The sequence below is a fragment of the Pseudomonas sp. B21-019 genome, assembly GCF_024749225.1.
Classification (GTDB): domain Bacteria; phylum Pseudomonadota; class Gammaproteobacteria; order Pseudomonadales; family Pseudomonadaceae; genus Aquipseudomonas.
Genome location: NZ_CP087193.1, coordinates 3676337 through 3700699, shown reverse-complemented (window position 1 = coordinate 3700699; position 24363 = coordinate 3676337). Strand labels below are relative to the sequence as shown.

27 protein-coding genes are annotated in these 24363 nt (G+C 57.1%); 16 read left to right on the top strand and 11 right to left on the bottom strand.

Annotation, left to right across the window (positions count from 1 at the left end):
• Positions 1–35 precede the first annotated feature (35 nt).
• From LOY36_RS16480 to LOY36_RS16470, 3 genes are all read right to left on the bottom strand, one after another.
• The gene (locus LOY36_RS16480) at positions 36–452 is read right to left on the bottom strand and encodes a RidA family protein (protein ID WP_018930235.1); all 417 of its coding nucleotides are present in this window, start codon (positions 450–452) and stop codon (positions 36–38) included.
• A gap of 24 nt (positions 453–476) precedes the next feature.
• On the bottom strand, positions 477–1787 hold the full coding sequence (locus LOY36_RS16475; protein WP_258668881.1) for an NAD(P)/FAD-dependent oxidoreductase: 1311 nt from the start codon (positions 1785–1787) through the stop codon (positions 477–479).
• 686 nt (positions 1788–2473) lie between these two features.
• The gene (locus LOY36_RS16470; RefSeq protein WP_258668880.1) at positions 2474–3268 is read right to left on the bottom strand and encodes an NAD(P)H-dependent oxidoreductase; all 795 of its coding nucleotides are present in this window, start codon (positions 3266–3268) and stop codon (positions 2474–2476) included.
• An 85-nt stretch (positions 3269–3353) separates the two neighbouring features.
• On the opposite strand from LOY36_RS16470, the gene LOY36_RS16465 reads away from it, so the two are divergent.
• The 5 genes from LOY36_RS16465 to LOY36_RS16445 all read left to right on the top strand — a co-directional run bounded on the left by LOY36_RS16465 (position 3354) and on the right by LOY36_RS16445 (position 6252).
• Positions 3354–4247, top strand: coding sequence for a LysR family transcriptional regulator (locus LOY36_RS16465; RefSeq protein ID WP_258668878.1), 894 nt, complete (start codon positions 3354–3356; stop codon positions 4245–4247).
• A 95-nt stretch (positions 4248–4342) separates the two neighbouring features.
• Positions 4343–5131 (top strand): DeoR/GlpR family DNA-binding transcription regulator, encoded by a 789-nt coding sequence (locus tag LOY36_RS16460; RefSeq protein WP_258668875.1) that lies wholly within the window; start codon positions 4343–4345, stop codon positions 5129–5131.
• A gap of 61 nt (positions 5132–5192) precedes the next feature.
• Positions 5193–5429: a hypothetical protein gene (locus tag LOY36_RS16455; RefSeq protein WP_019648658.1), complete on the top strand. Its 237-nt coding sequence runs from the start codon at positions 5193–5195 to the stop codon at positions 5427–5429.
• Positions 5430–5552: 123 nt separating this feature from the next.
• Positions 5553–5789 carry a hypothetical protein gene (locus LOY36_RS16450; protein ID WP_081628196.1) on the top strand — a complete coding sequence of 79 codons (237 nt, stop codon included), beginning with the start codon at positions 5553–5555 and terminating at the stop codon, positions 5787–5789.
• Between the two features lie 64 nt (positions 5790–5853).
• On the top strand, positions 5854–6252 hold the full coding sequence (locus LOY36_RS16445; protein WP_258668873.1) for a DUF5329 domain-containing protein: 399 nt from the start codon (positions 5854–5856) through the stop codon (positions 6250–6252).
• 70 nt (positions 6253–6322) lie between these two features.
• Here LOY36_RS16445 and LOY36_RS16440 read toward each other — a convergent pair whose 3' ends face one another.
• Positions 6323–7174: a CAP domain-containing protein gene (locus LOY36_RS16440; protein WP_258668869.1), complete on the bottom strand. Its 852-nt coding sequence runs from the start codon at positions 7172–7174 to the stop codon at positions 6323–6325.
• Between the two features lie 182 nt (positions 7175–7356).
• Between LOY36_RS16440 and LOY36_RS16435 the strand changes: the two genes are divergently transcribed.
• Complete coding sequence (locus LOY36_RS16435) at positions 7357–7977, top strand: cell wall hydrolase (RefSeq protein ID WP_138867799.1); 621 nt, start codon at positions 7357–7359, stop codon at positions 7975–7977.
• 35 nt (positions 7978–8012) lie between these two features.
• Here LOY36_RS16435 and LOY36_RS16430 read toward each other — a convergent pair whose 3' ends face one another.
• Positions 8013–9359 (bottom strand): PAS domain S-box protein, encoded by a 1347-nt coding sequence (locus LOY36_RS16430; protein WP_258668868.1) that lies wholly within the window; start codon positions 9357–9359, stop codon positions 8013–8015.
• 517 nt (positions 9360–9876) lie between these two features.
• Here LOY36_RS16430 and LOY36_RS16425 point away from each other — a divergent pair.
• A complete protein-coding gene (locus LOY36_RS16425) occupies positions 9877–11778 on the top strand; it encodes a potassium transporter Kup (RefSeq protein ID WP_258668867.1) in 1902 nt (633 codons plus the stop codon).
• A gap of 57 nt (positions 11779–11835) precedes the next feature.
• Here LOY36_RS16425 and LOY36_RS16420 read toward each other — a convergent pair whose 3' ends face one another.
• Positions 11836–12420, bottom strand: a complete 585-nt coding sequence (locus tag LOY36_RS16420; RefSeq protein WP_007904567.1) for an isochorismatase family protein — start codon at positions 12418–12420, stop codon at positions 11836–11838.
• Positions 12421–12530: 110 nt separating this feature from the next.
• Between LOY36_RS16420 and LOY36_RS16415 the strand changes: the two genes are divergently transcribed.
• Entirely contained in the window at positions 12531–13412 is an 882-nt protein-coding gene (locus LOY36_RS16415; protein ID WP_258668864.1) for a LysR family transcriptional regulator, read from the top strand.
• Between the two features lie 173 nt (positions 13413–13585).
• Here LOY36_RS16415 and LOY36_RS16410 read toward each other — a convergent pair whose 3' ends face one another.
• Entirely contained in the window at positions 13586–13846 is a 261-nt protein-coding gene (locus LOY36_RS16410; RefSeq protein ID WP_258668863.1) for a DUF6429 family protein, read from the bottom strand.
• Between the two features lie 260 nt (positions 13847–14106).
• Between LOY36_RS16410 and LOY36_RS16405 the strand changes: the two genes are divergently transcribed.
• Both LOY36_RS16405 and LOY36_RS16400 read left to right on the top strand, forming a co-directional pair.
• The gene (locus LOY36_RS16405; RefSeq protein WP_258668862.1) at positions 14107–14721 is read left to right on the top strand and encodes a hypothetical protein; all 615 of its coding nucleotides are present in this window, start codon (positions 14107–14109) and stop codon (positions 14719–14721) included.
• Positions 14722–15006: 285 nt separating this feature from the next.
• Complete coding sequence (locus LOY36_RS16400) at positions 15007–16056, top strand: alpha/beta fold hydrolase (RefSeq protein WP_258668861.1); 1050 nt, start codon at positions 15007–15009, stop codon at positions 16054–16056.
• A 135-nt stretch (positions 16057–16191) separates the two neighbouring features.
• On the opposite strand, the gene LOY36_RS16395 is transcribed toward LOY36_RS16400, so the two are convergent.
• A complete protein-coding gene (locus LOY36_RS16395) occupies positions 16192–16353 on the bottom strand; it encodes a DUF2986 domain-containing protein (RefSeq protein WP_018930247.1) in 162 nt (53 codons plus the stop codon).
• Between the two features lie 228 nt (positions 16354–16581).
• Between LOY36_RS16395 and LOY36_RS16390 the strand changes: the two genes are divergently transcribed.
• Positions 16582–17307 carry a tetratricopeptide repeat protein gene (locus LOY36_RS16390; RefSeq protein ID WP_019648671.1) on the top strand — a complete coding sequence of 242 codons (726 nt, stop codon included), beginning with the start codon at positions 16582–16584 and terminating at the stop codon, positions 17305–17307.
• Between the two features lie 87 nt (positions 17308–17394).
• On the opposite strand, the gene LOY36_RS16385 is transcribed toward LOY36_RS16390, so the two are convergent.
• A complete protein-coding gene (locus LOY36_RS16385) occupies positions 17395–17793 on the bottom strand; it encodes a hypothetical protein (protein WP_081628219.1) in 399 nt (132 codons plus the stop codon).
• A 367-nt stretch (positions 17794–18160) separates the two neighbouring features.
• Here LOY36_RS16385 and LOY36_RS16380 point away from each other — a divergent pair, with 367 nt between their 5' ends.
• On the top strand, positions 18161–19066 hold the full coding sequence (locus LOY36_RS16380) for a hypothetical protein (protein ID WP_258668860.1): 906 nt from the start codon (positions 18161–18163) through the stop codon (positions 19064–19066).
• Between the two features lie 92 nt (positions 19067–19158).
• Here the strand turns inward: LOY36_RS16380 and gfa are convergent, their stop codons facing one another.
• Complete coding sequence (gene gfa / locus LOY36_RS16375) at positions 19159–19737, bottom strand: S-(hydroxymethyl)glutathione synthase (protein WP_258668858.1); 579 nt, start codon at positions 19735–19737, stop codon at positions 19159–19161.
• A 301-nt stretch (positions 19738–20038) separates the two neighbouring features.
• Here gfa and LOY36_RS16370 point away from each other — a divergent pair, with 301 nt between their 5' ends.
• On the top strand, positions 20039–20617 hold the full coding sequence (locus tag LOY36_RS16370) for a DUF4337 domain-containing protein (RefSeq protein WP_018930261.1): 579 nt from the start codon (positions 20039–20041) through the stop codon (positions 20615–20617).
• Between the two features lie 308 nt (positions 20618–20925).
• Here the strand turns inward: LOY36_RS16370 and LOY36_RS16365 are convergent, their stop codons facing one another.
• Positions 20926–21927, bottom strand: coding sequence for an AraC family transcriptional regulator (locus tag LOY36_RS16365; RefSeq protein WP_019648676.1), 1002 nt, complete (start codon positions 21925–21927; stop codon positions 20926–20928).
• A 359-nt stretch (positions 21928–22286) separates the two neighbouring features.
• Here LOY36_RS16365 and LOY36_RS16360 point away from each other — a divergent pair, with 359 nt between their 5' ends.
• The 3 genes from LOY36_RS16360 to LOY36_RS16350 all read left to right on the top strand — a co-directional run bounded on the left by LOY36_RS16360 (position 22287) and on the right by LOY36_RS16350 (position 24337).
• Positions 22287–23099, top strand: coding sequence for an SDR family NAD(P)-dependent oxidoreductase (locus LOY36_RS16360; protein WP_258668857.1), 813 nt, complete (start codon positions 22287–22289; stop codon positions 23097–23099).
• Between the two features lie 60 nt (positions 23100–23159).
• Positions 23160–23456: a YciI family protein gene (locus tag LOY36_RS16355; RefSeq protein WP_258668856.1), complete on the top strand. Its 297-nt coding sequence runs from the start codon at positions 23160–23162 to the stop codon at positions 23454–23456.
• A 107-nt stretch (positions 23457–23563) separates the two neighbouring features.
• Positions 23564–24337: an SDR family oxidoreductase gene (locus tag LOY36_RS16350; RefSeq protein ID WP_019648679.1), complete on the top strand. Its 774-nt coding sequence runs from the start codon at positions 23564–23566 to the stop codon at positions 24335–24337.
• The last annotated feature ends 26 nt before the right edge of the window (positions 24338–24363 follow it).

The following is a 24363-nucleotide window of genomic DNA, read 5'->3' as shown; positions in this document are numbered from 1 at the left end:
GCAAGCCCGCGATGGCCGCGACTCGGTCTACCTGCTTACTCAGGAATCACCGCAATCACATCAATCTCCATCAGCCACTGCGGCTGCCCCAGTGCCGACACCACTAACCCGGTGGAAATCGGAAACACCCCTTTGAGCCACTTGCCCACTTCCCGATAAACCGGCTCGCGGTAACGCGGGTCAATCAGGTAAGTGGTGGTTTTGACGATGTGGCTGAGGTCGCTGCCAGCTTCCTCCAGCAACTGTTTGACGTTGCGCATGGCTTGCTCGGTTTGCGCACGCGGGTCGCCGAGGCCCACCAGGTTGCCTTCGAAATCGGTGCCGACCTGGCCGCGAACATAAACGGTGTTGCCGGCCCGCACCGCTTGGCACAGGTCATTGTCCAGGCTCTGGTTCGGGTAGGTTTCCTTGGTGTTGAACATGCGAATACGGGTATGGGTTGGCGTGGACATCTGAGGCTCCTGAAGAACTATTCGTTAAGCGCTGACGGTGGTTTTATGCGCGAGGGGGGCGGTTTCAGCTTCGCGTTGCAGGGCATCGCGGTAGTCGTGGTATGAGCGCTGGATGGCGATCTGATCAGCCACGTACTTGGCGTCGTGCCAAACACCCCAGATGAACGAAGAGCCGCGACGCGATTGCCACGGCAGGCCGAGGAAATACACCCCAGGCTCGCTCGACACTCCGCGCTGATGCTGCGGCTTGCCGTTGTCGTCGAAAGCGTCGACCTTCAGCCAGCTGTAATCCGTGGCAAAGCCAGTGGCCCAGATGATCGAAGTCACGCCAGCCTTGGCCAGGTCGAGTTCAAGAATCGGGTTGGCGACGCAATCCGGATCCGGGAAGGTATGCCGCGCCTCAGGTTCTTCCGGCAAGTCCAGGCCATTGCGCTCGACGTAGGCGTCGGCGGCATTGAGCAGCGCCAGATAGTTCTCATCGCCGCGTGCCAGGTTGTCGGCAAGGTTGGGCTGGAACGTCGCCACGCTGCCATTGAACGATTGGGTCAGACCCACCAGCGTCATTCCGCGATGGGCCAGCCCACGGAAGTCCACCGTGCGGCCGCCATGCGCGCCGCTCACCGCGATGGTCACGTGTTCCCGGCCGGGTTTCATCGCGGCCTGATCCCACTCGCCGAGCACGCCCAGCCACCAGCAGAAATCACGGTTGCGATAGGCGCGAGGAGGGCGATCGTGCGCACCCACCGAGAGGTAAACCTGCTTGCCGGCACTCTGTAATTCATCGGCGATCTGCACCCCGGACGAGCCGGCGCCCACCACCAGCACAGCGCCCTCTGGCAGTTGCTGCGGGTTGCGGTATTCGGCGGAGTGGATCTGGGTGAATGGCTGATCTTTCGGCGCGATCGGCGGAATAACCGGGCGCTGGAAAGGTCCGGTGGCGGCCACTACGCGGTTGGCCTCGATCACGCCTTCGGAGGTTTCAATGGTGAAGCCTGGACGACCGACATTGCGCTCGACTTTCTTCACGTCCACGCCGGTGCGGATGGGGGCGTTGAACTTCTTCGCGTAGGCTTCGAAATAGTCGGCCACCCGCTCTTTCGGGGCAAAGCCGTCAGGGCTGAGATCGTCGAACTCAAGGCCCGGAAACCGATCGTGCCAGGCCGGGCCGTTGGCCACCAGCGAATCCCAACGGCCGGTGCGCCAGCGCTCGGCGATGCGGCTGCGCTCGAGCACCAGGTGAGGCACGCCGAGTTTGCTCAGGTGTTCACTCATGGCCACGCCAGCCTGACCGGCGCCCACAATCAGCGTATCTATTTTTGTTTTTTCAGTGGTCATCTCTATACCCATCGAAGTTGGAATCAGGTCGGTTGTGGCCTGCCATTTCTTGGGTCAAGACTAGGGATCACCCCTGGATCGGTAAAATATTATAAAGCTGGCATTTGAATACAAATTACCGATCTAGCGTCTGCGATCTTCTGGCGGTGTTGGAGGCAGCTCGGAAGTTCGTCTCGCGGCGTTAGTATTTTTCCATTTACCCATCATGCCCCTTGAAAACAATTAGTCTAAAAACTCCGGCCCAGGCTTCGAATGGTTTGCTATTCTGAGGTTGTAGGTGAAGACGCAGACTGATGCGCAAAGGGATAGCGAGGAGGCGTGGGGCGCGCTCCCAAGGGTACACGGTTAGAAAGATCTCCGCGCTGAGATCCAGCCCTTATGCCGTGTGAGGCAGAACAGCCTAAAGCTAAAAATCCTGTTCTGTGAGAGGCCCGATAAACCTTGTAAGCCAGAGACCAGCGCTGGCCACCTACATCGATTTCCAAAGCCCGCCTTGTGCGGGCTTTTTCGTGTTTGCTGTAGCAGCTGCCGAGCTTGCGAGGCTGCGTTCGGCTGCGAAGCAGTCGTGAATCCGGCTGACGCGGTCTGCCTGACACACCGCGAGTTCTGGTTTGACGACTGCTGCGCAGCCGAACGCAGCCTCGCAAGCTCGACAGCTGCTACGGCGAACGCAGCCTCGCAAGCTGCTACAACGAGTGTGTCGCCTGACTGACGTGAGCCGCAAAGCCCGACTGATCCGCAGCAACTTCATCGCGTAACGTGAGTTGCGGAATGTCATACGCCCCTGAATTTTGCGCCCGGAAAGCAATCGGCGCGGTTTCCCACAGGTCATCCAGCCGTTGGCCGAGCGCCTCACAAGTTGCTGAAAATCTCACCTCATCCATTCGGCCGGTCCGATAGATCACGAACGGTGGCAGCACGTCGAAGCCGGGGTAGAACAGTACGCCGTGCTGGATCGGGAATAGCACATCGTCGATCGGCCCGTTGATGCCCCGTGGGCTGTAATGAGATTCCCAGCCACCCGTGGTGACGATCAACATCGCCCGTTTGCCCGCCAGCGTGCCTTCCCCGTAACGGTCGCCCCAACGCGCATCGGAGTGTTCCCCTACGCCATAGGCAAAACCATAGGCATAGACGCGTTCCACCCAGCCTTTGAGGATCGCCGGCATCGAGAACCACCACAGCGGAAACTGCAGGATGACGGTATCGGCCCAGAGCAGTTTTTTCTGTTCGAGAACGATGTCCTGGCGTTGCCGGCCTTCTTTGAAGGCACGCTTGGAGTCTTGCGACGGATCGAACCGTGCGTCGGCAGGCCGGCCGAAACTGTCATCGGCGTCCAGCGAGGCTTTCCAGTCCATCGCATACAAATCGGAAACCTGTACCTGGTGGCCGGCAGCTTCCAGGCGTTTGACGGCAAAGTCCTTGAGCGAACCGTTTAACGATTTGGGTTCGGGATGGGCGTAAACGAGCAGAACATTCATGGCTGGGTCTCCGTTGTCAGAAGCCAGCAGAATCAGGCCTTACCCGGTATATTGGAAATGAATAACCAATATGCCAGGTATTGTCATGAGTAATCTGCGACGTCTGGACATCAACCTGCTGCTGACGCTTGATGTCCTGCTCTCGGAACACAACGTGACCCGTGCGGCGCAACGTCTGAATTTGTCGCAACCGTCGGTGAGCGTTCATCTCGCTAAATTGAGGGATATTTTCAACGATCCGCTGTTACTGCCGGGGCCACGGGGCATGCGGCCCACGGCTCGGGCGGATGGGTTGCGCGAGCCGTTGCGCCAGGCCCTGGAAGCCCTGGAGCGCGCGGTGTCGCCCGCCAGCCCTTTCAACCCGGCCGAGGCACGGCAGACGTGGAATGTCATGGCGTCGGACTACGGCGAGTCGACCATCGTCTTGCCTGCGTTGGCCGGGCTGCGTTCGGCGGCACCCGGCACGCGTTTGGCGGTGTTTGACCTGATGCCGTCACAGCTGGCCAAACAAGCGGAGCAGGGGGCAATCGACCTGGCGTTTCATACCACCGAGGATGCTCCCCTCGGTTTACGGCGTCGAACGTTGTTTACCGAACACTATGTGTTGGTGGGGCGTGCCGGCCATCCGCTGTTGAGAAAGCGACCGACACTCGCGCAGTTCTGCGAACTCGACCACGTCATCGTATCCCGGGATGGCGGAGGCTTTCAGGGTGTCACCGATCAGGCGCTTTCCCATCTGGGCATGACGCGCCGAGTGGTGCTTTCGCTCCCCCATTTTCTGTTTGTCCCGTCGGTGGTGGAGAGCACCGACATGGTCGCGATGCTGCCAGCTCGCCTGGTTCGCGATACGCACGCTTTGACCATGGTCGAGCCCCCGCTTGAAGTCCCGGGTTACGAGATGTCGATGCTCTGGCCCGAGCGCTGTCACCGCGACCCTGGGCATCAATGGTTGCGTGAGTTCATCGTGAGTGCCTTGTGATGGGTATCAATCAAACACAATCCCTTGTGGGAGCGCCTTGTGTTCATTGAGGTGTTTGGCTAATCTCGCACAAACACGCAAAAACAGGCATAACCATGCACGCCGAGCATTCCTCCGCAGAGCTCCCCCAACTTCGCCGCCAAAAAATCCTGCTGATCCTCGAACGTGATGGCAAGGTCATGGCTTCCGAGCTGAGCCAGCATTTCGCCGTGTCCGAAGACACCATTCGCCGGGACCTGTCGGAGCTGGCCAGTGCCGGGCTGGTGCAGCGGGTGCACGGCGGGGCGTTGCCACGGCCCAAGGACACGGGCAAGGATTACTTCACCCGGGTCAGCGAAACCGATGAGGTGAAAACCCGGTTGGCGCAACTTGCCGCGCGCCGGGTCAAAGACGGCCAGATCGTGATGTTCGATTCCGGGAGCACCACGCTGCAGATCGCACGCTCGCTAGCCGCTGACATTGTCATCACCGCTGTCACCGCGTCGCCGATGATCGCGATCACGTTGGCCGAATACAAAGGCATCACGGTGATCGTCGCCGGTGGTCAGCTCAACCCTGCGACGATGTCTTCCAGCGGGCATGAAACCCTGCGGTTGATCGAGAGCATCAAGGCCGACCTGGTGTTCACCGGGGTCTGTGCCATTCATCCGGAAGTCGGCCTCAGCTCGCTGCATTTCGATGAAGTGCCGGTGAAGCAGGCGATGCTCGCCAGCGCCTCCCATGTGATTGCCGTGACCACCGCGGACAAACTGGGGGCAGTGGAGCCCTTCGTGGTTGCGCCTTGTGCCCGTGTGCATACGCTGATCACCGAGCGCCACGTGGCCTCGGGCAATCTCGAGGATTATCAAAGACTGGGGATCGAGGTGGTGCAGGCAGACGCCTGAGCGTCATCGCGCCCGGCGCTGCATGGGTTACGCTGATAGCAACGACGGGAGGAATGCAGTCATGACTGAGCGCCACATGATCCACTCGGAAACGCTGTCGAACGGATGCACGATTGAGGTTAAAGCCGAGATATTGAGAGACGGTTCGCTGAAGATGTTCATGGGGGTCTATTGGCCGGATGGCTCGGCCATCGTTGAGGACAAACACCCCTCGCCGCATCTGCTGGACATGGAAGCGGCGATGGAGTGGGCCATCGAAAAAGCCAAAACCATCGGTAACAGCCAGAGAACGCTGTAAGGCCCGGTGATAACGGAATCATTGACCGGCTTGAGGGTCGTAATTATGGGTTTGAACGCACTGCGATCGATTCGCCGCTAGCGTCACCTCATCCCCGTAGTTCTGACCTTTTAGGACATTAAAATGAAGCGCACCGCGATAATGACCCTGGCCATTGCAAGTACTCTCCTGCTGGGAGGTTGCTTTCCTTACTGGGAAGAGGGAGACAGGTACGATCGGGATCACCGTGAATACCGTCGCGACCATGATCGTGGCTATTATTACCGTGATGATCGAGGGTATGACCGGGATTACGATCGTCGTGATGATCGCCGTCGGCACCGCGACCGTGGCAACGATGATAACCAGGGCGACGATTGACGCTTGATCGCCTGACTTCAGAGTGGGGTGATAACCGCTCTGAACCTCCTCCTGAGGAATAACCATGCGAAGGCTGACTGGGTATGTTGCTGCGCCTCTCACTCAATGGCTGATCGCAGCAGGTATCGGCCTGACTGCCGTGGTGTTCAATGCACAGGCACAAATCCCACCTAAAGCCACTCAAGAAATAAACAGCTTGCTGGACTTTGTCGAGCACAGTGAATGCCGGTTTGTGCGCAACGGCAGCGAATACGCTGGCCCTCAAGCCCGGGCGCATTTGGAGAAGAAGCTGGAGTACCTTGAAGAGCAGGAGAGGGTGAACAGCGCAGAAGACTTCATTGAACTGGCGGCCACCCAAAGCAGCATGAGTGGCCGCGCCTATGAAGTGCACTGTCCGGCAGGCATACAACCGGCCAGCCTCTGGTTGAAGACCGAGCTACAGCGGCAACGGCAACTTCACTGATGGTCTTGTCGGGCGCTAGCGCAGTAGATGCACCGCCAAAATGGCGATTCCTTTTTCCGATGGCGACTCTTCACGGCGTGCCAAACATCGCCGTCCAGTAAATGCCTGCGTCACTCTTCGGGTCCACCGCGTAGGCTGCACCCAGTTCGCGAAATTGTGGGTTCATCAGGTTGGCGCAATGCCCCGGGCTGGCCAGCCAGCCATCGACCACCTTGCGCACCGTGTCCTGCCCGGCGGCGATGTTCTCACCGACCTGTTGGCCGGCGTAACCCGCCAGTTCAGCCCGATCACCCGGCGTGCGGCCGTCGCGGTCCTTGTGATCGAAAAAGTTATGGTTGGCCATGGCCCGGCTGTGGCCCTCGGCGGCTGACCCGAGCGTGGCGTTCCAGGCCAGCGGTGTGGTGGCGGTGAAGGATTGGGCACCGCACTGGCGCGCTTGCGTGCGGGCGCTGTTCATCGCTTCAAGGAGTTTCTGTCCCTCCGCCTGCCAGTCGCCCAAGCGCCCGGTCAACAGGGGGCGTGCCAGCACGATGCGCCATTCACGGCCCTCCCGGCTGACGCCGATATCGACAAATTGCGGGTCCAGCACCACCCGGCAGAAGCTCTCCTGAATCGCCTTCATCGCGGCGGGCGCATCACGCGGGCCGGACAAGCTGATCGCCTGCACGTTAACCATCGGATATGCCGCGCGGGCCAATGCCTGCTGCAGGTCGCCGATGCTGTTGGCGGACAGCACCAGACGCGGATCGCTGGCCAGCGGTGGTAACTCCGAAGACGCCTGTCCGGCACAGCGCTGTACCTGGCTGCGGTAAACGTTGATCGACTCCACCAGCTGTTGTTCATCGGCCGCCGACGCGATGACGCTGAACACCAACCCGAATGACAACACGCCAAGATGCAAAACGGATGACAGGCTGCGCATGAAAATCTCCCTTGAACGATCTGTGCCCATGATGCGCGATGTCCCCCCTCCCGATGCAATGCCTTTTCGCGCCCAAATGCAGTTTATTGCCTGCCTGTTGGATTGAATTGCGGCTACTACAATCAACCCAGGTCTGCGATCGTTTCATTGCTCACGAAGGTTTCAATCAGAAGGGTCGGAACATGCGATTCAAAGGGGTAGCCACCTGCTTCGCAATCATCCTTCTGTGCGGCCAGGTGTGGGCGACCGACCAGGAGCAAAAAAAGGAAGTGGCCGAAGAAAAGGCGCAGGTCCTGGAACAGAAAGCGGCAGAGAAGGGTAGCGAAGCTCCGGTGCCCAAATCCGAGGTCATCACCCCCTCCGAAGCGCAGGCGGTCGATCCGGCGGGCACGGCGCCGCTGGAGGATGCCATAACGTGCCTTGCACGCAGTATCTACTGGGAAGCCAAAGGGGTGACTGCTGCCGACATGGAAGGCGTCGCCAGCGTGGTCATGAACCGGCTCGGTCACGAAGGTTTTCCGGATACGGTGTGCGCCGTGGTCAAGCAAGGTTCCGAAAAGCATGCCTGCCAGTTTTCCTGGTGGTGCGACGGGCGTGCGGATCAGGTAAAGGAAGACGACGAATATGCCATCGCCAAGGAGATCGCGCGCAAGGCACTCAACAAGCAACTTACGGACCGCACCCACGGTGCCTTGTATTTCCACGACAGAACGGTGAAACCCGACTGGGCGAAGCAGTACATCAAGACGGGCGAGACCCGGAAGTTTCTGTTCTATAAACCTGGTGGCGGGACGGCAAAGTAGGTGCGAATCGCTTCGCACCATCTGGAGTCAACCCTCTACTGGCCGCTTATGCTACGGGTGGGAAACGCTACGGTGATGGTCAGCCCCTCGCGCTTCCAGTCACGGCGGATTTCGCCGTGAAGCTGGCCATGCACGGTCGCTTTGGCGAGAAGGGTGCCGAACCCGGTGCTGTCGGGCTCCCGGTCAATGAGCGGGCCATTCCTTTCGCTCCAGACCACGGTGAATACCTCCTCACTCTCTCTACAGGCAATATCCAAAAGCCCTTCAGGCAAAGAGAGCGCCCCATATTTCGCGGCGTTGGTTGCAAACTCATGCAACAGCAAAGCGAAGCTGGTGACTGATGCACCGTCAATCGTTATGTCAGGGCCGGTCACGACGGCGCGTGACTGGCTGTTATCCCCGCTATCGGCATAAGGCGCGAGAATGGTTTGTATGAGGGCATGCAATGTCGTTGGCTGCTCGTTACTCAAACCGTGCGGTATGGTCAGGGTATGGGCTCGCGCCAATGCGTTCAGCCGTGCGCAAACGGCGGAGGCGAGTTCACCGGGGGTCGTTGCCGAACGGGCGCTCAGTGAGACCACGCTGTTCGCCAGGGTAAACAGGTTTTTCACCCGGTGATCCATCTCTCTGATGAGCAGGCTCTTTTGTTCTTCCGCCTGTCGTCGCTCGGTGATATCGCGAGCGATTTTGGCCGCGCCGACAATACGGCCTTGCCGATTTCTGATGGGGGAGACGGCAAGAGAGATCTCGACCAGGCTGCCGTCTTTGCGCCGCCGGAGGGTTTCATAGTGTTCGATGCGCTCGCCTCGACGGATGCGCGCCAAAATGCCGGGTTCCTCATCCCGCCGATCCAGGGGGATGAGCATGTCAATGGGTTGGCCGACCGCTTCCTCGGCCGTGTAACCGAAGAGTCGCTGGGCGCCAGCGTTCCAGTTGGTAATCGTGCCGTTCAGGTCTTTGGCGATGATCGCGTCGGCGGACGATTCGACCAGCGCGTCATGGATCAGCGCGGCCTCGTCGGCGACGGTCTGGTCGGTCAGATCGATCAGCATGTTAACGGCGCCTATCAGGCCGCCTTCTGCATCGAATATCGGCGAGGGGCACGCCAGAAAACGAACGCGTGTGCCATCCGGACGTTCGGCGATGGCTTCAAGCCCTCTGACAGGACGCTGTTCCTTCAATGCCATGGACATGGGGCATTCATCGTGGGGCAGCGGCGTGCCGTCAGGCCAATAGAGCTTCCAGGAGCCGCAAAAGGTGCTCTCCCCAAGCGCCGGGGTCACTCCCCACAGCGCCACCGCTGCACGGTTGTAAAAGGTGATCAGACCCTTGGCATCGGTGGTGTAGATGGCCTCGGGCAGTGCCTCAAGGACATCGCTCAACCCCAGGTCGTGAAGGGACGGGGAGGTTTGCTCGCTACCTTCTGAGGGTGCACAGGTAGGTCCAATAGCGGTGTCGCCCTCATGGACAGGCCCTTGGCTCATTCGCAAACTCCATGCTGGTGGTGCCTTGGCACTCGATTCAGGTGATTCGGGGTGAAATACAGGATATAGCGATGTGGCGAGGTCCCGGAAAGAACCTTGCCTCTAATTAAGGACTATTTTTGGTCGCGCACAACAAGCTTGATCGAAATTCGCTCGCTGCTGCCCGTACATTTTTACGCTTTCTTTACGGTAGGTGTTTTCCCTTGCGAGGATACTTGCCGCGTTTTTTTGATCGTCGACAGGCCTGCAAACTCTCCAGGTCGCCTGAACGAACGGCATGACACCCATGGACTAATCTCATTATCAGGCCGTGGGGTTTCATGGCTGAGTTCCAATGTTTGCCCGGTAGCCCCGCAAACCCTCTTGCTCGAAGGTGGCATGCCATTTATTTCCTTCAATCTCAGAGAAGCTACCCGTGAGCGAAACAGCGATCCCCGCCCATGAAAACTCCCACGCCAAAACATCAGGAGTGGGCTTGCTCGTCGCCGCGGTCGGCGTGGTTTATGGGGACATTGGTACCAGCCCGCTTTACACACTCAAGGAAGTGTTCGCCGGCCACTATGGCGTCCAGGCCAATCAGGACGGTGTACTGGGCATTCTGTCGTTGATTTTCTGGTCGCTGATCTGGGTCGTCTCGATCAAGTACGTGCTGTTTATCCTGCGCGCCAACAACCAGGGCGAGGGCGGCATCATGGCCTTGACGGCACTGGCACGCCGGGCCTCGGCGCCGTATCCGAAAATGAGCCGGAACCTGGTGCTGCTCGGGCTGTTTGGCGCGGCACTGTTTTACGGGGACAGCATGATCACCCCGGCCATTTCGGTGCTCTCCGCGGTTGAAGGTCTGCAACTTGCGTTCGAGGGCATCGGGCATTGGGTCGTTCCGCTGTCCGTTATCGTTCTGGTAGCACTGTTCCTGATCCAGAAACATGGCACGGCGCGTATCGGCATCCTGTTCGGCCCGGTCATGGTGCTGTGGTTCGTGGTGTTGGGCATTCTCGGTACATACGGCATTCTGCAACGCCCGGAAGTGCTGCAAGCGCTCAATCCTGTTTGGGCGGTGCGATTCTTCGTGGTTCATCCGGGTATTGGCATCGCCATTCTGGGCGCCGTGGTATTGGCATTGACCGGTGCTGAAGCGCTGTATGCCGACATGGGCCATTTCGGTCGCAAACCGATTGCCCGTGCCTGGTTCATGCTGGTGCTGCCTGGCCTGGTGCTCAATTACTTTGGTCAGGGTGCGTTGATCCTCGGGAGCCCGGAAGCGGTACGCAACCCATTCTATCTATTGGCACCCGACTGGGCGCTGCTGCCGATGGTCGCGTTGTCGACGCTGGCCACCATCATCGCGTCCCAGGCGGTAATTTCCGGGGCGTTCTCACTGACTCGCCAGGCCATTCAGCTGGGTTACGTGCCGCGTATGTTTATCCAGCACACCTCCAGTCAGGAGCAGGGGCAGATTTACATCGGCCTCGTGAACTGGGCGCTGATGGTCGGCGTCGTGTTGCTGGTCATCGGCTTCGAGTCGTCCAGTGCGCTGGCGGCGGCGTATGGCGTGGCGGTGACGGGGACCATGTTGATCACGACTATCCTGTCCTCGGCCGTGGTCTTGCTGCTGTGGAAAACACCGCGCTGGCTGGCGATTCCGATGCTGTTGGGTTTTCTCGTGGTCGACAGCCTGTACTTCGCCGCCAACATATCGAAGATCTTCCAGGGCGGTGCGTTCCCGGTAATCGCCGGTATTGCCCTGTTCATTTTGATGACCACCTGGAAGCGCGGCCGCAAGATCATTGTCGAGCGACTGGACGAAACCGCTCTGCCGCTGCCGTTGTTCATCAGCAGCATCGGCGCGCAACCACCCCATCGAGTGCAAGGTACCGCGGTATTTCTGACGGCCAGATCCGATGCAGTTCCCCATGCGCTGTTGCACAACCTGTTGCACAACCAGGTGCTGCACGAGCAGGTGGTGTTGCTCACCGTGGTGTCTGAAGACCGTCCGCGTGTGCCTGCGGATCAGCGGTTCGAGATCGAGTCTTTTGGCGAAGGGTTCTTCCGGGTCAGTCTGCACTTCGGCTTTATAGAGGAGCCCGATGTGCCGCTGGCGTTGAGTCTGTGCCATTTGAAAGAGCTGGATTTCAGTCCGATGCGCACCACCTATTTCCTCAGCCGCGAGACGGTCGTCCCGACCAAGCGTATCGGCATGGCCCGTTGGCGCGAGACCCTGTTCGCGTTCTTGCTGAAGAACGCCAACAGCAACCTCAAATACTTCAATTTGCCGCTCAATCGTGTGATTGAGCTGGGTACGCAGGTTGAGATGTAGCGACTCATCCCTGTGGGAGCGGCGGTGCGCTGCTCCCACAGGTATTGCACCCAATCTTTAGCCTTGAAGTGCTTCCATCAACACTTGCACCAACTGCCCACCTTGCGGCGTAGCCCAGCTTCCGGCGAGTTCTGCAATCAGCTGGTTGGTGGTGGTCAGCGTCACGCCGCCTTTATCCATCCGCCGCAGGGCGATGTCATCGGCCATCACACTCGGTGAACCGCCACCGTCGGCCACTACCTGAACGTCATAGCCTTCACGCACCAGACTCAGCGCCGGATAAACCGTGCAGACGTCATTGGTGACTCCGGCAATGATCAGCTTTTTACGGCCCGTGGCTTTGACGGCGGCGGCGAAGTTTTCATCGTCCATAGCGTTGACGATGCCCAGGCGTTTGACGCGGGAAGCGAACTCGGCAGGCAGGATCTGCTCCAGTTCACTCAGCAGAGGCCCCTGTGCGTACTCTTCCATGCTGGAAGTCAGCACCACCGGCAATTTCAGAATGCTGGCCGCTTTGGCGAGCATCAGCGCGTTGCGTTTCAGTTCTTCGAACGGGATGGATTTCACCCAGCCCATCGTTCCCACCTGGTGATCGATCAACAGCAGGGCGGCATTGTCGGCACTGAATTTTTCATACGTCATGATGATTCTCCTGGCAGTAGGGGGGCGGCATGGGACTATCATTGATCAATCCGAATCCGGGATAAACCGGGTAAAATTGAAATGACTGATCCACTGATGGAGCAATAGCCTTGGAGTTTCTCAACGACATGGCGCTGTTCGTCGAGGTTGTGAAGGCGCGAAGTTTCCGCCGCGCGGCCGAGGCGATGGGCATGCCGAACTCGACGCTGTCGCGCCGGATAAGCGGCCTCGAGAAAGAAATCGGGCTCAGGCTTTTGCATCGCACCACGCGCAAGATCGAGCTGACCGAAGCGGGGCAGTTGTACTTCGAACGCTGCAAACGCATCGTCGAAGAAGCCAGGCTTGCGCACGAGCAGCTCGGCGAAATGCTGGCCCACCCCAGCGGTGTACTGCGGGCCTCTTTGCCGGTGGATTTCGCCAATATCTACCTGGCACCGCTGATAGCGGAGTTTGCCCGGCTGTATCCCGGCATCAGCTTCGAGTTCGATCTGACCCCGCGTCAGGTCGACCTGGTGAGTGAGCCGATTGATGTGGTCATCCGCATGGGTGAACCCGCGAGTTCGAACCTGATCGCCCGCAAGCTCGCCAGTTTGCGCCGCGGTCTTTACGCCTCACCCCGTTATCTCGAACAGTACGGCGATCCCGTCCAGCCCTCGGACCTGACTCATCACCAATGCCTGCGTCTGCGCGGAACCCGTGCTGAGCGCTGGATACTTTCCAGCAGTGAAGGGCAGGAGGAGGTTGAGGTGGGCGGTCGATTTGAACTCAACAGCGTGGGAATGATTCGACGTCTGGCGACGCTGGATCTGGGAGTCGCGTTACTGGCCGAAGGCATCGTTGCGCAAGACCTCGCCGATGGCACGCTGCGCAGAGTCTTGCCGCAGTGGCAGGCTTCGCCCGTCTCGGTTTATGCCCTCACCGAGACGCGACTGTTACCGGCGAAAACCCAACGGTTTATCGAGTTTCTGCGTGAGAAATTGCAGGATGCTTAGTGGGTGGTGAGTGCCTTTTCACTAGGCAAGATACGCGGGAACGCGGACGTTCAGCCTTCTCTCTAAAAGACCGCGAACGGAACGAAAAGAGGACGGATTTATTTGAGAGAAATAAATCCGTCCCCTTTTTTGCGCTTTTTTCGAGGGGCACCTAGGGTTGCCGCAGCATGAAGTCAGGTATCCGAGTCGGATACGTGCCCCACTTGAGTTCTTACCTCAAACAACCGGTCGGCTATCTGCCGACCTTGCTCCAGCCCTTCGGCCGTCAACCAAATCGATTTGTTCTTGTTCACCGGATTACTGATGAAACCTTGTTCATGCAATCGGTTCATGGTCTCGAAGTCGAACCCTTTCCAGGCATTGCCGTTGTCAAAACTGAAGGTTGCCAACAGGGCAAGCACGGCTTCTTCAATCAGTTTGTCGTCATATTCCATGATCGTTGCTCCGCTCGTATTCAACAGGTCTCATCGAGTTCATGTTCATTAAGCGATCCGTGAACCCCACACTTTAACGGTTGGGGCCTATGTTGAAAAAGAGGGCGAGTCTCAAAAGAGACTTCTCCATTCTCTCCCTAGCGGACGGGCAACGATTTTACCTACTTACATTCAAGCTTCAGCCAGAGCCGCCGACAATGGCTGTTTACATTTTTAAATTCGACTAACGGCTCCCGCCTGTACTCAATGGACGACCCCCGATGCTCAAATGCTTACTACCACTTGCTGTTGTCTTGTCCCTGGCTGGCTGCTCAAGCAATTCGCAAAACCAATACATCGATCAGGTCCAGTCCAGCAATACACCAATCGCTCATTCATTCCAGGAAGCCATTCACCAGGCACCGGTCACTCCTCTGCCGATCAATCGTGACCTGTTTCCGGTGCGATGGGAGATCAGCCCAGCAGAGCCACGCATTGTCATGGGGACGCAGCAAGGCAACTACCGACTGTTCAACTTCCGTTTGCTCAAGGGCCAGACCTACGTGATCAACGTCAGCTCAATGTGCAACAACATGTGCATGGGGTTTGCGAAAAGTGCTCTGAAACCCAAAGCAGTGGTGCTCGATGCACAAGGTAATATCGTGGCTGATAATTTGGTCGGCCCCAATGCGCTGGCAATTGAATGGTCCGGCGTCGCGCCCGCCGATGGCACTTACTTTTTGCTGATCGCTGCGGATAACCGCGCCCCGGGGGAGCAGGTTTCAATCATCAATACACCGATAGCAGGCTACCCAGGAGTGAATATGCCGATAGGTATGACAAGTGCGCCGTTCGGTAAAGTCATCGCTTATGTCGAATTTCCAAACGAGCCATAAGAGGGGGCATGGGCCAATTCTTTCAGGTGTATGCCAAAGGGTTGGCCTTGAATCGCTATTGGTTCCTGGCATCAGGAAAGACACGCGGAAAAGCGGGCATTCAGCCTTCTCACTAAAGGCCGCGAACAGAGTTAACGATGAAATTCATGCCCGTGGATTCGATTGTGGGCTTTAATGTCCGTGCTCACTATGCAGCCACGTTAGCTTCGACTTCGTACGAAGGTGGATTCGCCTGACGGCGGGTTCAGGCTGCCATGTATTTGTCTAATCAAGGAAGAAACGACATTGAAAATAGCTTTCGGCGTCCTGCTGTTCACCTGGCTGACTTCTATCGCACTCGCTGACGAGAACCCTGTCGGCTTCCAATCTTCCACACTGGCGGACTCGCACAATGACCGCTCACTGGAGATGGTCGTTTGGTACCCCAGTGCGACTACCGCCGCCACGCAGTTGATCGGCGATGATGTGGTGTTTGTCGGTGCTTCTGCCGTTCGTAACGCGCCGCCCGCTGCTGGCAAGCATCCATTGTTGGTGCTCTCCCACGGGTACAGGGGGAACTGGAGCAACCAGATCTGGCTTGCCAGTGCTCTGGCCCATAGGGGTTACATCGTCGCCGCGATCAATCACCCTGGCACCACCACTCATGACCGTAGCCCTCAAGCGGCGGCGCAGTTATGGCAGCGGCCCGTTGATGTGCGTCGAGCCATTGATAGCGTCACGACTCAACCTGAAAAATTCGGCTTGGTCGCCAATGACCGAATTGCAGTAGTGGGCCATTCACTCGGTGGCATGACCGCCTTGGAGATCGCCGGTGCTCGTTTCGATCCAGACCGCTTCGCCCATGACTGCAAAGCCCACCCGCAGCTAGCAAGTTGCACCGTCTATGGAAAGATAAACCCTGCAAGTACCTCAGAATCAAAGGCCGCGTTGGCCGCCGATTTGCGCGATAAACGCGTCACTGCCGTGGTTACATTGGACATTGGCCTTTCACGGGGCATGACCGATGAAAGCCTGGCGGCGCTGCCGGTACCAACGCTGGTGATCGCTGCCGGCGTACCGTCGCACGACCTTCCTGCTGAACTGGAGTCTGCCAACCTGGCCAAACGCTTGCCTGCGGCGTCAAGCCGTTACGTCGAAATCAGCGACGCAAGCCATTTCAGCTTCTTGTCGATGTGCAAACCTGGCGCGCAGAAACTGCTCGAAGACGATGTACCAGGCGATGGCATTATTTGCCTGGATGGCGACGGCGGTCGCTCACGTGGGGTGATTCAACAGCAGATCACATCGCTGATAGCAGAATTTCTTCAGTCATCCTACAAAGAAGAAAGTTTATAAACTCGTGCTAAGGGAACTGCTGCAGCTCAACAAAAAACCGCTGTAGCAGTTTTAACGTCCGCGCAATCTGTCAGATCGGTTGGGCAGGGAAGTGGGCTCTGGGGCGGAAGCGGTCGGTCGTGAAGGCTACGTAGATCAGCTCTCAGCGCAAGTGATTGAGTCCTGACCGGCTTCAGCCGCCAGCTTCAATCGGTCAGCTTTACTAATGTATTTAGTCTTGCTTTTCGGTGCCAGTTTGGCGCTGGCCTTTTTGGCGTTAGCCTTTAATAACTGATTTATTTTTTTACGACGATTCATATTTTCTGCTCGGTTTGTCAGTGCTTGAATGATACCAGCTTAAAATTTCAGGTAAAAATTGATACCGGTGCGGCGGCCTGCGAATTCCACTCCGTCCGCAATGGCCATTGCGGCGGGAACTTCAGGGTACCGGCCATGTCAATGGGGGCCCTGTGTCGCAGATGCCGAGCAGTGCTGGTGGCCTGTTTTACGACAGTGCCGTCCGAGATCAGCCGAGTCCGCCCCCTGATGCCAACCAAGATTTTTCTGCCGAGTCTCCTCCTGGCGTTCTGCGTCGTCACGTCGCTTTGTTCGGTTGCTGCCGAGCGAAGGGCGCCCTCGCAAAGCAACAGCGCATCAACCACCCTGATCGAAACCGCCTCGCGGCAGTATGGAGATGGCCAGTTGGACCAAGCCGCTGCCACGCTGGAGCGTGCCCTGCATATCCAGCCAAACAATCCCGCGACGCTGCATTATCTCGGTGTGTTGCGTCTTCAGCAGGGGCAGTACCAGCAGGCTGAAACGTTGGCGGTGCGCTCGAACATGAGAGTCGGTAGCAACGCAGCGTTACGCAACCGCAACTTCCAATTGATCCAGGCGGCGCAGCAGGCCAACGCATCGAGCACCTCACCCAACGCCAAAGAAGAGGACCAGGTTGCAGTACAGAAGGGGCTCGAAGAGGAGGCCCAAAGGCTCCGCGAAGCAGAAATGGCCGCTACTGAACAAGCCGCTCCGGATACTGGGCGCGATGCTGGCAACTTCGCTCGCGCAATGCCCGAAGGAGAATTGCAATCGGCTTCCGCCGAGCCAGCGCCCGCGTACGATGGAGTTGAGATTCCCCGCGGCCATTGGCCGCCTCCGGGTAAATGCCGAATCTGGTTTCCTGATCGCCCGCCCGGGCATCAGCCCCCACCCGGCAAATGCAAGAAGCTGCGGCATCGGGTTCCGTCGGGAGCCTACCTGGTGCGCGGTTGAGTTTCCGAGTGGCCTTCTGGCTGGTCGGCGACGGTCCAGCTACGACCGTCGCGTTGAATGGTCAGACTTCCGTCTCGTGGCGTCGCACTAGCGACGATAGTAGCGGTGATCGTCCTCGTAGCGGTGCCGCATGGGCCGATCATCGTGGCGCTCCCAATAACGATGGCGTTCAGCTTCTCGACGGGCTTGCTCTCTGCGCCACTGTTCTCTACGCCATTCGTCTCGGCGCCAATCGTCTCTACGATCGTGCCAACGGCCGTCATGCCAGTATCGGTCGTCATGGGCCAGCAAGGGGCCTGGCTGTTTGCCAGCCATACTGGCCAAGGTTGGCCAAGGGTTGCCGGCGGCCTCGACCGGAGCCTGAACGGCTGCCACTTCAGTTGTGAAAACAGGGGTTGAGGTCTTCATTTGTGTTGCCGATGCGGAGCCCACTGCCGCGAACGCGAACAGGCCGAAGAGCACCATCCGTGGGTCATGGAATTTCATGAGCGAAGACAACCTCTGATTGACAATGGACGTGTGGCCATCTGACTGCGGGAAGCCTGCGAGGTCGCGCTTACCGAGGATGTGCCTGTCCACATAGACCGATAAAAAGAGAAAAGTTCTAGGATAGCGCTGCTTAAATAGCCGGCGACCTAATTGTTCGGTCTCTTTGAGGTTTGCTATCTGGTGTCGGCTTCTGGTTGTTAACTGCCTGCCAAGAACTGTCATAAGCGTCCCATTCATGGCTTGACGGTCGCTTGTTGCTCACGTTCCCAGGGCCTGATCCGCGCTTTTTCGCCTCACCTGCCACTTTCGCCACACTCGGCGTGGATCTAAAGTCAGGGGGCGCATCCTCAGGGGACTTCCAGTCATGTACAGCTCGCTTGCCATACCGAGCACCGCTCGCCAATTGCATGACCGGATCTATGCTGGCGAGATCATTCGCTTCACTGACCTGCAGCCCATGAAGGCCCTGGTGGAATATACGCGTGCGTTCCTCGAAGACGCGCTGCATCCCTGGTCGCCGCAACAGATCCATCGCCATTTGAGCCACCCTGAGCAGACTGAGCGCTTTGCGAAAATTCAGAACGACTTCGCAGGCTCGGCTGAGGTCCGGCGGCGCTGGCAGGACGTCGTGCAAAGTCTTGGCATCGCCCCCGATACCCTGGCGTGCGATCGCCTGCATTTGCGTTTTCAGCCACATTGCGAGCCAGAGCAGTCGACACCGCGTGCCCGCACGACGGCCACCATCGCGTTTCACCGCGATACCTGGGGGTCGAATATCTATGCACAAACCAACTGGTGGGCGCCCATCTATCCCATCGCGGCAGGGCGTACCGTCGCCTTGTATCCAGGCCTCTGGCGGCGGCCGCTGGGTAATTCGAGCGCAGATTTCGACATGCGCGCCATTCTGCAGCGATCCCATCGAGACGGCCGCAATGCCGTGGATGCCGACGAAGCCATTCCACATCTGTTGGAAGCGATCGACCCGCAGGAGGGGATTGCCGTCGATATCGCTCCGGGGAGCCTGATCGCTTTTTCCGGGGCTCATGCCCATGCCGGCGTTGGCAATAGTACCGGGCTGACACGCATCTCTTTCGAGACCCGATCAATACTGATCGCCGACCTGTTGGCCGGATTGGGAGCGCCCAATGTCGATGGTCACGCGCCGTGGAAGACTATTGGACTGTTTCGCCGAATGAACGATGCGCAACGCCTGAACGAGATCCTTGGCTGCGGCTTTATCGAGCCTTATCTGCGGTCAGCAGAGCCCTGACGCTGGCGCCGGTAGTCGTTTGGGGAAAGACCGGTGTGCTTGCGGTGAAGCCATTGCCGCGGTCCGGAAAAGAAACCGCGGCGACCGACCGATCAGGCGGCGGGGAGCAGGCCTTTCTGTCTGGCGACATGAGTCGCCATGGCGTCCATCAACTCCGGGGACAGGCAGTCATAGGGTTCCAGGCCGATCGAGCGCAAGCGCTCGCGGATAGCCTTCATTTGCGCTGGCGGTGTGCCGGTTTCGATGATGGAGGACACGAACGCCGCGAATCCCGGCGCAGCCCATCCGCTCTGTGGCGAAAGCTCGGTGTGGACGAAGTCCAGGCCATAAAACGCATGGTCCTTGTTCTCGATGCGCCCAAAGAGATGGGCGTGACACTGCTTGCAGGCGTGGCGTTGGATGGTGGCGGATTCGTCGACAATCTCCAGTTTTTCGCCGTGGGCAATGACGCTGACCTTATCTCGAGGCACCACGGCGATAACGGCGAATGTCGCGTTTTTGGGTTTCCAGCATTTGCTGCAGCCGCACGCGTGGTTATGCAGAGTTTGTGCGTCGATCTTGATCTCGACCTTGTCGGTCGCACACAGGCATTGCAGGGTGCCACCTGTGAAATTCGCGGCGGCGGGTTGGATACCATTGTCCAGTGAAGGGTGAAGTTGCAAGGTGCTCATGCTGGCGTCTCCGTTTCAGGGTGTCGGACAAAAGTCCCTGGGGCCGTGCCCCAGACCCGGTAATTCATCGGAACTCGATGACGGCGCGGATCGATTTGTCTTCATGCATCAGATCGAACCGCGGCGGATTTCGAAAAGGACACAGTGCATAAACGAGTGACCTCCTTCGGTGCGACCGGTTGGTTACCCAGATCAAGAATAGTCTGCAACGGACCACTGGCTGCCAGTCAATTGTGTCCAAAGAATCAGGGACAATTCATAATGCTGTCCATCTCCACTAACACCTCCAAGATCGACACCCATGCCTGAAGAGTTCGAAGTCCCCAGCCCACACGAGCAACACATTGAGCACACCACCCATCATGCGCATGCACAAGGCGACAGCTTTGCCAGCAAGATTGCGGTGATGACAGCCATCATGGCGACCGTCGGCGCCCTGATGAGCTATCAGGCCGGCTCAACGGAGAATGAGGCGGCCATGGACAAAAACAACGCCGCTATCCAGAAAACCGAAGCCGCCAACGAGTGGAATTATTACCAGGCCAAGTCCAGCCGGCAGAACCTGTCGGATCTGGCAAGCCATCTCCCAGGGCTGGATTCCGCCCATTATGTTGCTGAGGCGCGGCGGTACGGGGAACAGAAGGAGGAGGCGCGCAAGAAGGCTGAAGCATTCGAACAACGGGCAAGAGAGTGGGACGAGAAGTCAGAGCAGGCGTTGCATCAGCATCACCGCTGGGCCCAGGCAATGACAGCGATTCAAATAGCAATTTCACTGGCGGCCATTACCTTGCTGACGCGTAAGGAATGGCTCAAGCGGCTCTCGTTTGGGGCCGCGGGTGTTGGCGTCATGCTGGGTTCGCTGGCTTGGCTGCATATCTGAGCGAGGTGCTCAGAAGTTCACCTGTCGAATGCGACCGCTACTGGTCGATTTCTGCCCTTCACGAACGGCAGAAATCGGCCGATTCTGTTGAAAAAGTCGGATTGCCCAAAACGCTCGAATATTGATGGGCGAAAACACCTCTTTTGCACACTGCTACGTGAAATCCGAGTCCTGAACCTTCTGCTCAAAACACAGATTTCAATCTCAGGCGCGTACTTTTCTGCCGTGGAATCCGAAGCCGAGTTTTTCAACAGAATCGGCCATAAGCGGACGCTCCCGAGTGTCTATATAATCGGCGGATCCCCCTCCTATTCGACTGAACTATCAACCAAGGGATGGCTGGAATTATCCATTTGAGCCCTCACCTTGCGTGGCGTACTGCCTGTCCACGATTGAAATGCGCGAGCAAAAGAGTTGGAGTCCTCGAACCCCAAAAGAAACGATATCTCCGCGCTCGACATAGCGGTATTGCGCAGGTAATGGCGTGCCAAGGAGTCGCGCAAAGTATCCAGTGTCTGCTGGAACGTAGTCCCTTCGTCACGCAGTCTACGCTGAAGTGTGCGGGTGCTGACCCCTAGTTTTTTACTGATTTCCTTCATCGATACAGCGCCCGCCGGTAAAGACTCAAGCAGCGTACTGCGTACTCGTTCTACCATTCCAGATGTCCTGTCCAGGTCGGACAAACGCTGTCGTAGACTGGGCTCAAAGAACAACCACATCTTATGGTTTTCTGTCAAAAAAGGGCGCTCGACGTCCGCTGCTGCAAATACCACGCTGGCTTTTGGCGCATCAGTTACGGGAACGCCGAAGTAGGCTTGGTACGCATTCAAGTCCGGGCCAAGGGTTGACGGCGATGGCCAGTTCACCTGCAACGGCTGCACAGCGCTACGTGTCGCCAACCTTGCCAGTTGAACAAAGAAGACGAGCTTGAATGCTAAAAACACAGTAGGTGGCTCGGAGGCGTCTAAAAAATCCATAGTGACGGTGGTATGCGAATTAGTACGCACAACCAGAATCACCATGGGCGCGATTAGCCTCACATACTTGGCGATCCGGTCGAGGGCACTGCCCATATTGGCACTGCACAGCGCGGCAAAAAGCTCCGGGTCAAACCAGTCTGACGACATGACCTGAGCAATTTGCAAGGGAGCGGGCAAATCGGCGTTTACAGATTTGGCTTCAGCTTCAATAGCCTCCCAAAGCTTGAAGAAGTTTGCCGAGTCCAGGCGAACGTTCTGTCGCGTAAACAAATCGCCTGGTAATTGTGCGCGACGCAAAACGGGAGCAGTTGCCAGTCCCGCATCTTGCATCAATACCCGCCATCCTGGCCAAACTGAATAGTCCAAAGCTGAGCTGCGCTTACCGATCATGGGAAATGTACTGCACTCATGGGGAGATTTATTTTCAATTTTAGGGCTCAGTTTAGGTCGCCAATCGCGCCACGACAACGGCGGATTGCGCCAGAAATACCAGGAAAAAATTGGCGCCTTTCGAGGTCAAGTTGGCGCGTTAGGCGAGTGCCAACCGTTCATTAGGCGAGCAATGTATGCCTATCTGAGATGTTGAACTGCCCGATCTCGATGATCGCATCGTTATCGAGAAAATACAGAACAAAGCATCTTCTAGATCAAGACGTGTTTTGGGCTTTTCCTCCACTAATGGTAGTCATATGAAAAAGACAGTTTTAATCACCGGTGCCTCATCGGGATTCGGCTTGATGCTTGCCACCAGTCTTCACCAGCAAGGCTTTAACGTCGTTGGCACGAGTCGCAATCCGGAAAAATATTCCAGCACAGTCCCATTCAAATTACTGCGTCTGGATATTGACGACGATATTTCCATTCAGTCGTTTATCGATGAGCTGTTTAAAAACATCAAAGCTTTGGATGTGTTAGTTAACAACGCCGGGTATATGGTGACCGGCATTGCAGAGGAAACACCTGTAGAAGTAGGTCGTCAGCAATTTGAGACAAATTTCTGGGGCACAGTCAAGATTACAAATGCGGTGTTGCCGCAATTGCGTAAACAGAAAAGTGGCCAGATCATCACTATCAGTTCAATGGTGGGATTAATAGGCCCACCTAATCTTTCTTACTATTCGGCATCAAAGCACGCCGTGGAAGGTTACTTCAAATCTCTGCGCTTTGAGTTGAAACAATTCAATATCAACGTCAGCGTGGTTGAACCAGGTTGGTTTAAAACAAATCTGGGGCTGAATGCTCTCTCGGTAACGGATAACAAGATATCTGACTACGACCTTTACCGTAAAAAAGTGAACCTGGTCACCCAAAAGGGGATAGATGAAGCAGAATCTCCGCACGCCGTTGTGAACGCCATCACCAAGCTTATTGATACGAAAGAGCCTAAGTTCAGTAATCCTGTGGCGAAGATGTCTGGCATGATTTTGTTTCTTCAGAGCTACCTGCCCAAAATATTTGAAAATGCAATATTCAAAAGCATTGCATCAGGTAAGAAGTTATAGGAGGCATATGCAGCTCTGCTTTTGTCGATTCATATGCGCTTAGCTAGCGAGAACTAACTTATGAAATATTATCTTTGTAAGTACATCCCGCCACGTGCGGACTTTCTGGCAACAATGACTGTCGAGGAGCGTCAGTGGATGACTCAACATGGCAGTTATCTGAACGAGCTTCTTGAACAGGGAGTGGTCGTTGCCCACGGCCCGGTGATTGATCCCGGTGGCAGCTACGGTGTTTCGCTGTATCAAATTGAGGATGATCGGGATATTGCAGCAATCACATCGCAAGACCCTATCGTAAAGAACGGATTTGGGCACTACGAACATTACGCGATGCTTCATTTGAAAGCGCGCGGGTGAGTTGTGAATTACCACGTCGCTGAACTGTTTTATCGAAGTTATTAACTTTACACTCAGCTGTGCTGTCGCCAGTTGATTTACAAATGCCGACAACAGGAAATACAGACATGACAACTGCACTTATCACTGGCGCATCGAGTGGCATTGGTTCTGTTTATGCCCGCAGGTTTGCCGCTCGTGGTCATGACCTTGTTCTCGTCGCGCGCGCGACCGACAAGCTCAACATTCTTGCCACTGAGTTACATGACCAACATGGTGTTTCCATCGAAGTCATTACTGCTGATTTGACTGACAGCGTTCAAATCGAGCCCGTACTTCAACGGCTGCGCTCAGAACCGCCGATTGATATTCTCGTCAATAATGCAGGGGCCGCATTAATGGGAGATTTTGCCACGGCCGACTCCGCCGACATGTACAAGTTACTGCGACTGAACGTCCTTGCCCCAACCTTACTGACGTCAGCCGTCATTGGAGGGATGGTGCAACGTGGCAGCGGTTCGATCATCAATATCGCGTCAGTGCTGGCGCTTCTGCCTGAATACTCCCACGGCATCTACGCGGCCACAAAGTCCTATGTACTGACGCTTTCGCAGAGCCTCGCGGCAGAAGTCACGTCGAAGGGCGTGTACGTTCAAGCCGTACTGCCTGCAGCTACGCGTACAGAAATTTACGAACGTGCGGGTGGCGACATCAGCAAGGTGCCCGACGTCATGGATGTTGATGATCTTGTGGATGCGGCACTGGTAGGTTTTGATCGTAAGGAGTTGGTCACCATTCCACCTGTGCCTGACGTTGCGGCATGGGAAGCTTTCGAGCGTGAACGCGGGCTCTTGGCACAAGGTTTCAGCAACGCCCAACCCGCAGCACGCTACCGCTCTTAAAAAGTGTGGTGACGCCGAGCGAATGT

What these genes read in the sequence shown, in the direction of transcription:
- LOY36_RS16480 (WP_018930235.1), bottom strand. Translation starts at nt 452, where the DNA reads ATGTCCACGCCAACCCATACCCGTATTCGCATGTTCAACACCAAGGAA.
- LOY36_RS16475 (WP_258668881.1), bottom strand. Translation starts at nt 1,787, where the DNA reads ATGACCACTGAAAAAACAAAAATAGATACGCTGATTGTGGGCGCCGGT.
- LOY36_RS16470 (WP_258668880.1), bottom strand. Translation starts at nt 3,268, where the DNA reads ATGAATGTTCTGCTCGTTTACGCCCATCCCGAACCCAAATCGTTAAAC.
- LOY36_RS16465 (WP_258668878.1), top strand. Translation starts at nt 3,354, where the DNA reads ATGAGTAATCTGCGACGTCTGGACATCAACCTGCTGCTGACGCTTGAT.
- LOY36_RS16460 (WP_258668875.1), top strand. Translation starts at nt 4,343, where the DNA reads ATGCACGCCGAGCATTCCTCCGCAGAGCTCCCCCAACTTCGCCGCCAA.
- LOY36_RS16455 (WP_019648658.1), top strand. Translation starts at nt 5,193, where the DNA reads ATGACTGAGCGCCACATGATCCACTCGGAAACGCTGTCGAACGGATGC.
- LOY36_RS16450 (WP_081628196.1), top strand. Translation starts at nt 5,553, where the DNA reads ATGAAGCGCACCGCGATAATGACCCTGGCCATTGCAAGTACTCTCCTG.
- LOY36_RS16445 (WP_258668873.1), top strand. Translation starts at nt 5,854, where the DNA reads ATGCGAAGGCTGACTGGGTATGTTGCTGCGCCTCTCACTCAATGGCTG.
- LOY36_RS16440 (WP_258668869.1), bottom strand. Translation starts at nt 7,174, where the DNA reads ATGCGCAGCCTGTCATCCGTTTTGCATCTTGGCGTGTTGTCATTCGGG.
- LOY36_RS16435 (WP_138867799.1), top strand. Translation starts at nt 7,357, where the DNA reads ATGCGATTCAAAGGGGTAGCCACCTGCTTCGCAATCATCCTTCTGTGC.
- LOY36_RS16420 (WP_007904567.1), bottom strand. Translation starts at nt 12,420, where the DNA reads ATGACGTATGAAAAATTCAGTGCCGACAATGCCGCCCTGCTGTTGATC.
- LOY36_RS16410 (WP_258668863.1), bottom strand. Translation starts at nt 13,846, where the DNA reads ATGGAATATGACGACAAACTGATTGAAGAAGCCGTGCTTGCCCTGTTG.
- LOY36_RS16405 (WP_258668862.1), top strand. Translation starts at nt 14,107, where the DNA reads ATGCTCAAATGCTTACTACCACTTGCTGTTGTCTTGTCCCTGGCTGGC.
- LOY36_RS16395 (WP_018930247.1), bottom strand. Translation starts at nt 16,353, where the DNA reads ATGAATCGTCGTAAAAAAATAAATCAGTTATTAAAGGCTAACGCCAAA.
- LOY36_RS16390 (WP_019648671.1), top strand. Translation starts at nt 16,582, where the DNA reads ATGCCAACCAAGATTTTTCTGCCGAGTCTCCTCCTGGCGTTCTGCGTC.
- LOY36_RS16385 (WP_081628219.1), bottom strand. Translation starts at nt 17,793, where the DNA reads ATGAAATTCCATGACCCACGGATGGTGCTCTTCGGCCTGTTCGCGTTC.
- LOY36_RS16380 (WP_258668860.1), top strand. Translation starts at nt 18,161, where the DNA reads ATGTACAGCTCGCTTGCCATACCGAGCACCGCTCGCCAATTGCATGAC.
- gfa (WP_258668858.1), bottom strand. Translation starts at nt 19,737, where the DNA reads ATGAGCACCTTGCAACTTCACCCTTCACTGGACAATGGTATCCAACCC.
- LOY36_RS16370 (WP_018930261.1), top strand. Translation starts at nt 20,039, where the DNA reads ATGCCTGAAGAGTTCGAAGTCCCCAGCCCACACGAGCAACACATTGAG.
- LOY36_RS16365 (WP_019648676.1), bottom strand. Translation starts at nt 21,927, where the DNA reads ATGCAAGATGCGGGACTGGCAACTGCTCCCGTTTTGCGTCGCGCACAA.
- LOY36_RS16360 (WP_258668857.1), top strand. Translation starts at nt 22,287, where the DNA reads ATGAAAAAGACAGTTTTAATCACCGGTGCCTCATCGGGATTCGGCTTG.
- LOY36_RS16355 (WP_258668856.1), top strand. Translation starts at nt 23,160, where the DNA reads ATGAAATATTATCTTTGTAAGTACATCCCGCCACGTGCGGACTTTCTG.
- LOY36_RS16350 (WP_019648679.1), top strand. Translation starts at nt 23,564, where the DNA reads ATGACAACTGCACTTATCACTGGCGCATCGAGTGGCATTGGTTCTGTT.